The following is a 10187-nucleotide window of genomic DNA, read 5'->3' on the forward strand; positions in this document are numbered from 1 at the left end:
TGCAAAGCCCTGCGCGAAGAGGGTTACCGCGTCATCCTGGTGAACTCCAACCCGGCCACCATCATGACCGACCCGGACATGGCCGACGCCACCTACATCGAACCGATCAAGTGGCAGACTGTTGCCAAGATCATCGAAAAAGAGCGTCCGGATGCGGTGCTGCCAACCATGGGCGGCCAGACCGCTCTGAACTGCGCCCTGGACCTGGAGCGCGAAGGCGTTCTGGAGAAGTTCGGCGTAGAAATGATCGGCGCCAACGCCGACACCATCGACAAGGCTGAAGACCGTTCGCGTTTCGACAAGGCGATGAAATCCATCGGCCTGGCGTGCCCGCGTTCCGGCATCGCCCACAGCATGGAAGAAGCCAACGCGGTCCTCGAAACCCTGGGCTTCCCGTGTATCATCCGTCCTTCCTTCACCATGGGCGGCACCGGTGGTGGTATCGCGTACAACCGTGAAGAATTCGAAGAAATCTGCGCCCGTGGTCTGGACCTGTCGCCGACCAAAGAGCTGCTGATCGACGAATCGCTGATCGGCTGGAAAGAATATGAGATGGAAGTTGTCCGCGACAAAAAGGACAACTGCATCATCGTCTGCTCGATCGAAAACTTTGACCCGATGGGCGTGCACACCGGTGACTCGATCACCGTGGCTCCCGCACAGACCCTGACCGACAAGGAATACCAGATCCTGCGTAACGCCTCCCTGGCGGTACTGCGCGAGATCGGCGTCGAGACTGGCGGTTCCAACGTGCAGTTCGGTATCTGCCCGAACACTGGCCGCATGGTCGTGATCGAAATGAACCCGCGCGTATCGCGTTCCTCGGCGCTGGCTTCGAAAGCCACCGGTTTCCCGATCGCCAAAGTCGCGGCCAAACTGGCTGTAGGCTACACCCTCGACGAACTGTCGAACGACATCACCGGCGGCAAGACCCCGGCGTCCTTCGAGCCGTCGATCGACTACGTCGTCACCAAGCTGCCACGTTTCGCCTTCGAGAAATTCGCCAAGGCAGACGCGCGCCTGACCACTCAGATGAAGTCGGTCGGTGAAGTCATGGCTATCGGCCGTACTTTCCAGGAATCCCTGCAGAAAGCTCTGCGCGGTCTGGAAGTCGGCGTTTGCGGTCTGGACGAGAAGCTTGACCTGAGCAACCCGGAAAGCATGAGCGTGCTCAAGCGCGAACTGACCGTGCCGGGCGCCGAGCGTATCTGGTACGTCGCTGACGCTTTCCGCGCCGGCATGACTGTCGAAGAAATCTTCGGCATGAACATGATCGATCCGTGGTTCCTGGTGCAGATCGAAGATCTGATCAAGGACGAAGAGAAGGTCAAGACCCTCGGTCTGTCCGCCATCGACCGCGACCTGATGTACAAACTCAAGCGCAAAGGCTTCTCCGATCAGCGTCTGGCCAAGCTGCTGGGCGTGACCGAGAAGAATCTGCGCACGCACCGTCACAAGCTGGAAGTGTTCCCTGTCTACAAGCGCGTTGACACCTGCGCCGCCGAGTTCGCCACCGACACCGCTTACCTCTATTCGACTTACGAAGAAGAGTGCGAAGCCGCGCCGTCGGGTCGCGACAAGATCATGATTCTGGGCGGTGGCCCGAACCGTATCGGCCAAGGCATCGAGTTCGACTACTGCTGTGTTCACGCTGCTCTCGCGCTGCGCGAAGACGGCTACGAAACCATCATGGTCAACTGCAACCCGGAAACCGTTTCCACTGACTACGACACCTCCGACCGTCTGTACTTCGAATCGGTAACCTTGGAAGACGTGCTGGAAATCTGCCGCGTCGAGAAGCCGAAAGGCGTAATCGTCCAGTACGGCGGCCAGACTCCGCTGAAACTGGCGCGCGCTCTTGAAGCCGCTGGCGTGCCGATCATCGGCACCAGCCCTGATGCGATCGACCGCGCTGAAGACCGTGAGCGCTTCCAGCAAATGGTTGAGCGTCTGAATCTGCGTCAGCCGCCTAACGCCACCGTGCGCAGCGAAGACGAAGCAATTCGTGCCGCCAGCAAGATCGGTTATCCGCTGGTGGTGCGCCCATCCTATGTACTGGGTGGCCGCGCAATGGAAATCGTCTACGAAGAAGAAGAGCTCAAGCGCTACCTGCGTGATGCGGTGAAAGTGTCCAACGACAGCCCGGTGCTGCTCGACCACTTCCTCAACTGCGCCATCGAAATGGACGTGGATGCGGTCTGCGACGGTAAAGACGTCGTCATCGGCGCAATCATGCAGCACATCGAACAGGCTGGCGTTCACTCCGGTGACTCCGCGTGCTCCCTGCCGCCGTACTCGCTGCCTGTGCATATCCAGGACGAGATGCGCGAACAGGTCAAGAAAATGGCCCTGGAGCTGGGTGTTGTCGGTCTGATGAACGTACAGTTGGCGCTGCAAGGCGAAGACATCTACGTCATCGAAGTCAACCCGCGCGCTTCGCGTACCGTACCGTTCGTATCGAAGTGCATCGGTGTTTCCCTGGCCATGATCGCTGCTCGCGTGATGGCTGGTAAAACCCTGAAAGAAATCGGCTTCACAAAAGAAATCATCCCGAACTTCTACAGCGTGAAAGAGGCGGTCTTCCCGTTCGCCAAATTCCCTGGCGTTGACCCGATCCTCGGCCCAGAGATGAAGTCGACCGGTGAAGTGATGGGCGTGGGTGACACCTTCGGTGAAGCATTCGCCAAAGCCCAGATGGGCGCCAGCGAAGTGCTGCCGACCGGCGGTACTGCATTCATCAGCGTGCGCGACGACGACAAGCCACTGGTTGCAGGCGTGGCCCGTGATCTGATCAACTTGGGTTTCGAAGTGGTTGCCACTGCCGGGACTGCCAAGCTGATCGAAGCCGCAGGCCTGAAAGTGCGCCGTGTGAACAAGGTGACCGAGGGGCGTCCGCACGTGGTCGACATGATCAAGAATGACGAAGTCACCTTGATCATCAACACCACCGAAGGTCGTCAGTCGATCGCTGATTCGTACTCCATTCGTCGTAATGCCTTGCAGCACAAGATTTACTGCACCACCACCATTGCTGCTGGCGAAGCTATCTGTGAAGCGCTGAAGTTCGGTCCGGAAAAGACCGTGCGCCGCTTGCAGGATCTACACGCAGGATTGAAGGCATGAGCATAACCAAGTACCCAATGACTGTTCAGGGCGCTCGCGCCCTGGAAGAAGAGCACACTCACCTGACCAAGGTCGTACGTCCGAAGCTCAGCCAGGACATCGGTACGGCCCGCGAGTTGGGTGACTTGAAAGAAAACGCTGAATACCATGCTGCGCGCGAACAGCAAGGCATGGTCGAGGCGCGGATTCGTGATATCGAAGGCCGGATTCAGAATCAGGTCATTATCGACGTCACGACCATTCCTCACACCGGCAAGGTGATTTTCGGCACTACCGTCGAAATCGCCAACGTCGAGACCGATGAAAGCGTCACTTACCACATCGTGGGTGAGGACGAGGCTGACTTCAAACTCGGCAAGATTTCCGTCGGCTCGCCTTTGGCCCGTGCCTTGATCGGTAAGGAAGAGGGCGATGTGGTCGCTGTGAAAACGCCTGGTGGCGTGATCGAGTACGAGATTGTCGAAGTCCGTCACATCTGAAAAAGGGCGCCCGCTGCATGCGGGCGCCATGCTTTGGCAGCTGACCCAGATGCTTTGGGTCGGCGGTCTATGGCTGATTCATCTCGGTTTGCAGCCGGCGCTGGGCAAGATTGGCCTGGCACCGTTGCTGATCGATGAAGTCGCCAGTGCATTTGAACTGCTGGTGGTGGGTTTTGCCGCCGCGTGCGTTATTTTTCAGGCTTTGGTGCTGGTACAGGCCGAGGGCCTTGCCAGTCTATGGCGGGATTTTCGCGGTCAGGTGCTGCTGATGGCGTTGTATGCGTGTGCGATGTTTGTCGCAGTGCGTGTCGGCTGGCCGGATGCGCAGCGCTGGCAGGTGTTCAGTTATCTGGTTCTGGGATTTTCCGGGCTGGTGCTGGTGATGCAGCCGGTGCCGGGATGGAGTGGCAGGGTGCGCGAAGCACACCCTTGACCCTTGTCATCACTTGAAGCGATGAACGTTCGACAGCTGCTTGTTGGCGCTGAAGTTCTTGCGGTAAACCAGTGCCATCTTGCCGATGACCTGTACCAGGTCTGCTTTGCCAACCTTGCACAGCTCTGCGATGTGCGCCAGGCGCGACTCGCGATCGAGGATGTTGAGCTTGATCTTGATCAGCTCGTGATCCGCCAGGGCGCGTTCAAATTCGGCTAAAACACCTTCAGTCAAACCGTTGTCAGCCACCGTCAAAACCGGCTTCAGGTGGTGGCCAATGGATTTGTACTGTTTCTTCTGCTCTGGAGTGAGCGGCATAATCTGACCCTTTCGTCTGGATTCTGTAAAATGGCGGCCATTTTACCCGAGGGTTCGTGGATCCGCCCAATTAATCACGACCCTTATCATCGAGGTGCCCAATGGCGCGTTCCAAGACAAGCCTTGGTTGGCTGAAACGACATGTCAACGATCCTTATGTGAAGCAAGCGCAGAAGGATGGCTACCGCTCGCGTGCGAGTTACAAACTTCTGGAAGTCCAGGAGAAATACAAGCTGATCCGTCCTGGCATGAGCGTTGTCGACCTGGGTGCAGCCCCCGGTGGCTGGTCGCAGGTTACCAGTCGTCTGATCGGCGGTCAGGGGCGTTTGATCGCCTCGGACATTCTGGAAATGGACAGCATCCCTGACGTGACTTTCATTCAGGGTGACTTCACTGAGGACGCAGTGCTCGCGCAGATCCTTGAGGCCGTGGGTAATTCGCAGGTCGACCTTGTGATTTCCGATATGGCCCCCAATATGAGTGGTACGCCTGAAGTGGATATGCCAAAAGCCATGTTCCTTTGCGAGTTGGCGCTTGATCTGGCGGAGCGGATCCTCAAGCCCGGTGGTAATTTCGTGATCAAGATTTTTCAGGGCGAGGGGTTTGATGTCTACCTGAAGGAGGCTCGCAAGAAGTTCGACAAGATCCAGATGATCAAGCCGGACTCCTCTCGTGGTAGCTCCCGCGAGCAATACATGCTGGCTTGGGGGTATCGCGGGCGTAACGAGTAATACGAGGTTTTTATGCGGGGTGATAGGTTTTTAGTATTTCGCCCGGCTAGCATTAACGAATATTGTGTAGAAAGTGTTTCACAAAGGGTTACAGACGGCGCCTGCCAGAGTCGTAGGTAATGTAGTAAGTTAGGCCGGTGAATATCATGCGAAGCGCGCGCCAGTAGCGGAGCTTGCTTCAGAGGGTAGTTAATTGACAGATATGGAAAAGAATCTGATCCTGTGGTTGATCATCGCGGCTGTCCTGGTGACGGTGATGAACAACTTCTCCAGCCCTAACGAGCCGCAGACCCTCAACTATTCCGACTTCATCCAGCAGGTCAAGGATGGCAAGGTCGAACGCGTAGCGGTTGATGGCTATGTAATCACCGGCAAGCGCAACGATGGCGACAGCTTCAAGACCATTCGTCCGGCGATTCAGGACAATGGCCTGATCGGCGATCTGGTCGACAACCACGTTGTGGTTGAAGGCAAGCAGCCTGAGCAGCAAAGCATCTGGACCCAGCTTCTGGTGGCCAGCTTCCCGATCCTGGTGATCATCGCGGTGTTCATGTTCTTCATGCGCCAGATGCAGGGTGGTGCTGGTGGCAAGGGCGGGCCGATGAGCTTCGGCAAGAGCAAGGCGCGCCTGCTCTCCGAAGATCAGGTGAAAACCACATTGGCTGACGTTGCCGGTTGCGACGAAGCCAAGGAAGAAGTTGGCGAGCTGGTCGAGTTTCTGCGTGATCCGGGCAAGTTCCAGCGCCTGGGTGGCCGCATTCCTCGCGGCGTGCTGATGGTCGGTCCTCCGGGTACCGGTAAAACCTTGCTGGCCAAGGCGATTGCCGGCGAAGCCAAGGTTCCGTTCTTCACCATCTCCGGTTCTGACTTCGTCGAGATGTTCGTTGGTGTTGGTGCCAGCCGTGTTCGTGACATGTTCGAGCAGGCCAAGAAGCACGCGCCTTGCATCATCTTCATCGACGAAATCGACGCCGTCGGTCGCCATCGTGGCGCTGGCATGGGCGGTGGTCATGACGAGCGCGAGCAGACCCTCAACCAGTTGCTGGTTGAGATGGACGGCTTCGAGATGAACGACGGCATTATCGTTATCGCTGCAACCAACCGACCTGACGTGCTCGACCCGGCGCTGCTGCGTCCGGGCCGTTTCGACCGTCAGGTGGTGGTCGGGCTGCCGGATATTCGTGGTCGCGAGCAGATTCTCAAGGTTCACATGCGCAAGGTGCCAATGGGTGACGACGTCGCTCCGGCCGTAATCGCGCGTGGTACTCCGGGCTTCTCCGGTGCTGACCTGGCCAACCTGGTCAACGAGGCGTCGCTGTTCGCTGCACGCAGCGGCAAGCGCATCGTTGAAATGAAAGAGTTCGAACTGGCCAAAGACAAGATCATGATGGGCGCCGAGCGCAAGTCCATGGTCATGTCCGAGAAAGAGAAGCAGAACACCGCTTATCACGAAGCGGGTCACGCCATCGTGGGTCGCGTCGTGCCTGAGCATGATCCGGTCTACAAGGTGTCGATCATCCCGCGTGGTCGTGCGCTGGGTGTGACCATGTTCCTGCCGGAAGAAGATCGCTACAGCCTGTCCAAGCGCGCGCTGATCAGTCAGATCTGCTCGCTTTACGGCGGTCGTATCGCTGAAGAAATGACTCTGGGCTTCGACGGTGTAACCACCGGTGCCTCCAACGACATCATGCGTGCCAGTCAGATTGCACGGAACATGGTGACCAAGTGGGGCTTGTCGGAAAAACTCGGTCCTTTGATGTACGCCGAAGAAGAGGGTGAAGTATTCCTCGGTCGCGGCGGTGGCGGTCAGGCTGCCAGTTTCTCCGGTGAGACAGCCAAGCTGATCGACTCCGAAGTGCGCAGCATCATTGATCAGTGCTACGGCACAGCCAAGCAGATCCTCACGGACAACCGTGACAAGCTCGACGCCATGGCTGACGCGCTGATGAAGTACGAGACGATCGATGCTGAGCAGATCGACGACATCATGGCGGGTCGCGCGCCTCGCGAGCCCCGCGACTGGTCGGGTGGTACAGGTACGCCTCCACCTCCAGTGGTTCGGGATGAGCGTCCGGAAACACCGATTGGCGGTCCGGCTGCTGACGTTTAAGGTTTGAAATGACTTCTGTACAGTCCCTGACCCGGTTGCCTTGCGGCAACCGGGTTCTTGATTTGGCCCGGACGCATGTCATGGGCATTCTCAATGTAACCCCTGATTCCTTCTCTGATGGTGGCCGATACAGCCAGCTCGATGCAGCCTTGCGTCACGCGCAAGCCATGGTGGAGGCGGGAGCGACGCTTATCGACGTCGGCGGCGAGTCAACCCGGCCGGGTGCGCGCGCGGTGTCGCCGCTAGAAGAGCTTGAGCGTGTGGCGCCGATCGTCGAGCTGATCAATCGTGAGCTGGATGTGATCATCTCGGTCGACACTTCGACGCCAGCCGTCATGCGCGAAACTGCGCGGCTGGGTGCCGGGTTGATCAACGATGTCCGTTCGCTTCAGCGCGATGGGGCTTTGGATGCGGCTGCAGCCACAGGCTTGCCGGTATGCCTGATGCATATGCTGGGAGAGCCCGGCGATATGCAGGACGACCCGCACTATCAGGATGTCACCCGCGAGGTGACCGAGTTTCTTGCCGTTCGTATGGCTAAATGTGCGCAGGCGGGAATTCCGGCCGAGCGCATCATCCTTGATCCTGGCTTCGGTTTCGCCAAAACCCTGCAGCACAATCTAAGCTTGTTCAAGCATATGGAAGCCTTGCACGCGTTGGGTCGACCTCTTTTGGTAGGTGTTTCCCGAAAAAGCATGATCGGCCATGCCCTGAATCGCCCGGTGGGTGAGCGTTTGCATGGTGGTCTTGCACTGGCGGCACTGGCATCCGTCAAGGGTGCGCGTATATTGCGCGTCCATGATGTGGCGGAAACGGTAGACGTGGTGCGGATGATCGCGGCCGTGGAATCAGCCGAATAAGAATGACGGAGCACTTATGAGCAAGAAATACTTTGGTACTGACGGTATTCGTGGCCGGGTCGGAGAATACCCGATTACTCCTGACTTCATGCTCAAGCTCGGTTGGGCTGCCGGCATGGCGTTTCGCAAGATGGGTGCCTGCAAAGTGCTGGTCGGCAAGGACACGCGAATTTCCGGTTATATGTTCGAGTCGGCACTTGAGGCTGGTCTGACATCGGCCGGTGCCGATGTGATGCTGCTGGGTCCTATGCCGACGCCGGCCATCGCTTACCTGTCGCGCACGTTCCAGGCTGAGGCCGGTATCGTGATCAGTGCCTCGCACAACCCGCATGACGATAACGGCATCAAGTTTTTCTCCGGTAAAGGCACCAAGCTACCGGATGAGCTGGAACTGATGATCGAGGAGCTGCTCGATACCCCGATGACCGTGGTCGAATCAAGCAAGATCGGCAAAGTGTCGCGGATCAACGATGCGTCAGGTCGTTATATCGAGTTTTGCAAAAGCAGCGTGCCAACGGGCACCAGTTTCTCTGGCCTCAAGATCGTTATCGACTGTGCGCATGGTGCGACCTACAAGGTAGCTCCGAGTGTCTTCCGGGAGTTGGGTGCGGAAGTTGTCGTGTTGTCAGCCCAGCCTAACGGTCTGAACATCAACGAGAATTGTGGCTCGACCCATATGGGGCAGTTGCAGGCTGCGGTGCTGGCAGAGCACGCCGATCTGGGTATCGCTTTTGATGGCGATGGCGATCGGGTTTTGATGGTCGACCATACCGGTGCCATTGTTGATGGTGATGAGCTGCTGTTCATCATTGCTCGCGATCTGCATGAGCGCGGGAAATTGCAGGGCGGCGTGGTTGGCACCCTGATGAGTAATCTGGGGTTGGAGCTCGCGCTTGCAGAGCTTTCGATTCCATTTATTCGTGCCAATGTCGGCGACCGTTACGTGATCGCCGAGTTGCTCGAGCGCAACTGGCTGGTCGGCGGCGAGAATTCGGGGCATATCGTTTGCTTCAATCACACCACGACCGGTGATGCGATCATCGCAGCTTTGCAAGTGCTGATGGCCTTGAAGACCCGTAATGAAGGTTTGGCGCAAACGCGTCAGGCGTTGCGCAAGTGTCCTCAGGTGTTGATCAATGTGCGTTTTGGTGGTGGCGAAAGTCCGCTTGAGCATCCGGCTGTCAAGGAAGCCAGTGCGCGTGTAACCCAGGCTATGGCGGGTCGCGGTCGAGTGCTTTTGCGCAAGTCCGGGACAGAGCCTCTGGTGCGCGTAATGGTCGAAGGCGAGGACGAAGCTCAGGTTCGCGGTTATGCCGAAGAGCTGGCAAAACTGGTAAGTGAAGTTTCTGCCTGATACGGCTTGCAAGGCATGATTGTGTTGGGTAACATCTGCGCCCACTTTGACCGACGAGGTACAGCATGCGTCGCCCTATGGTAGCTGGTAACTGGAAGATGCACGGTACCCGCGCCAGCGTCGCTGAGCTGATCAACGGCCTTCGTCATCTGGCCTTGCCAAGCGGTGTTGATGTCGCGGTATTCCCGCCTTGCTTGTATATCAATCAAGTGATTGATGGCTTGAAAGGCAAGTCGATCTCGGTCGGCGCGCAGAACTCTGCGGTGGAATCGATGCAAGGTGCATTGACCGGTGAGATTGCACCGAGTCAGTTGGTGGATGCAGGTTGTTCCCTGGTGCTTGTCGGGCACTCCGAACGCCGCCAGATAATGGGTGAGCGAGACGGGATGCTGAATCGCAAGTTCGCAGCGGCACAGGCATGCGGCTTGATTCCGGTGTTGTGTATAGGGGAGACCCTAGAGCAGCGCGAAGCCGGAAAAACTCTTGAGGTTGTCGGGCGTCAGCTGGGCAGTATCATCGAGGAGCTGGGTGTAGGTGCTTTTGCCAAGGCAGTGATTGCTTACGAGCCGGTCTGGGCTATTGGTACCGGACTGACTGCAACGCCGCAGCAGGCGCAGGATGTGCATAAAGCCATTCGCGAGCAGCTGGCGGCAGAGAATTCTGAAGTCGCACGAGGTGTGCGGCTTCTATACGGCGGCAGCGTGAAGGCGGCCAATGCGGTCGAACTGTTCGGCATGCCGGATATCGATGGGGGGCTCATTGGTGGAGCTTACCTGAAT

9 protein-coding genes are annotated in these 10187 nt (G+C 57.8%); 8 read left to right on the forward strand and 1 reads right to left on the reverse strand.

Annotated elements, in window-relative coordinates; genetic code table 11:
• The 3 genes from carB to ACIPIZ_RS28550 all read left to right on the forward strand — a co-directional run.
• The coding region (gene carB / locus ACIPIZ_RS28540) for a carbamoyl-phosphate synthase large subunit (protein WP_401168829.1) at nt 1-3123 on the forward strand (3123 nt) is incomplete at its 5' end.
• 2 nt (nt 3124-3125) lie between these two features.
• Nucleotides 3126-3602, forward strand: a complete 477-nt coding sequence (gene greA / locus ACIPIZ_RS28545; RefSeq protein ID WP_064387939.1) for a transcription elongation factor GreA — start codon at nt 3126-3128, stop codon at nt 3600-3602.
• Nucleotides 3603-3630: 28 nt separating this feature from the next.
• A complete protein-coding gene (locus ACIPIZ_RS28550; RefSeq protein ID WP_064387879.1) occupies nt 3631-4035 on the forward strand; it encodes a hypothetical protein in 405 nt (134 codons plus the stop codon).
• A gap of 9 nt (nt 4036-4044) precedes the next feature.
• Here ACIPIZ_RS28550 and ACIPIZ_RS28555 read toward each other — a convergent pair whose 3' ends face one another.
• A complete protein-coding gene (locus ACIPIZ_RS28555) occupies nt 4045-4353 on the reverse strand; it encodes a YhbY family RNA-binding protein (RefSeq protein WP_064387880.1) in 309 nt (102 codons plus the stop codon).
• Nucleotides 4354-4454: 101 nt separating this feature from the next.
• Between ACIPIZ_RS28555 and rlmE the strand changes: the two genes are divergently transcribed.
• From rlmE to tpiA, 5 genes are all read left to right on the forward strand, one after another.
• Complete coding sequence (gene rlmE, locus ACIPIZ_RS28560) at nt 4455-5084, forward strand: 23S rRNA (uridine(2552)-2'-O)-methyltransferase RlmE (RefSeq protein WP_064387881.1); 630 nt, start codon at nt 4455-4457, stop codon at nt 5082-5084.
• A 202-nt stretch (nt 5085-5286) separates the two neighbouring features.
• Nucleotides 5287-7194 carry an ATP-dependent zinc metalloprotease FtsH gene (gene ftsH, locus ACIPIZ_RS28565; RefSeq protein ID WP_401168833.1) on the forward strand — a complete coding sequence of 636 codons (1908 nt, stop codon included), beginning with the start codon at nt 5287-5289 and terminating at the stop codon, nt 7192-7194.
• An 8-nt stretch (nt 7195-7202) separates the two neighbouring features.
• Nucleotides 7203-8054, forward strand: a complete 852-nt coding sequence (gene folP, locus ACIPIZ_RS28570) for a dihydropteroate synthase (protein WP_064387883.1) — start codon at nt 7203-7205, stop codon at nt 8052-8054.
• A 16-nt stretch (nt 8055-8070) separates the two neighbouring features.
• The gene (glmM, locus tag ACIPIZ_RS28575) at nt 8071-9408 is read left to right on the forward strand and encodes a phosphoglucosamine mutase (protein WP_064387884.1); all 1338 of its coding nucleotides are present in this window, start codon (nt 8071-8073) and stop codon (nt 9406-9408) included.
• Between the two features lie 65 nt (nt 9409-9473).
• A partial coding sequence (gene tpiA, locus ACIPIZ_RS28580) for a triose-phosphate isomerase (protein WP_401168837.1) occupies nt 9474-10187 on the forward strand: 714 nt, incomplete at its 3' end.

Origin of the sequence: Pseudomonas sp. NPDC087690, from assembly GCF_044743175.1 — a bacterium.
GTDB lineage: Bacteria > Pseudomonadota > Gammaproteobacteria > Pseudomonadales > Pseudomonadaceae > Aquipseudomonas.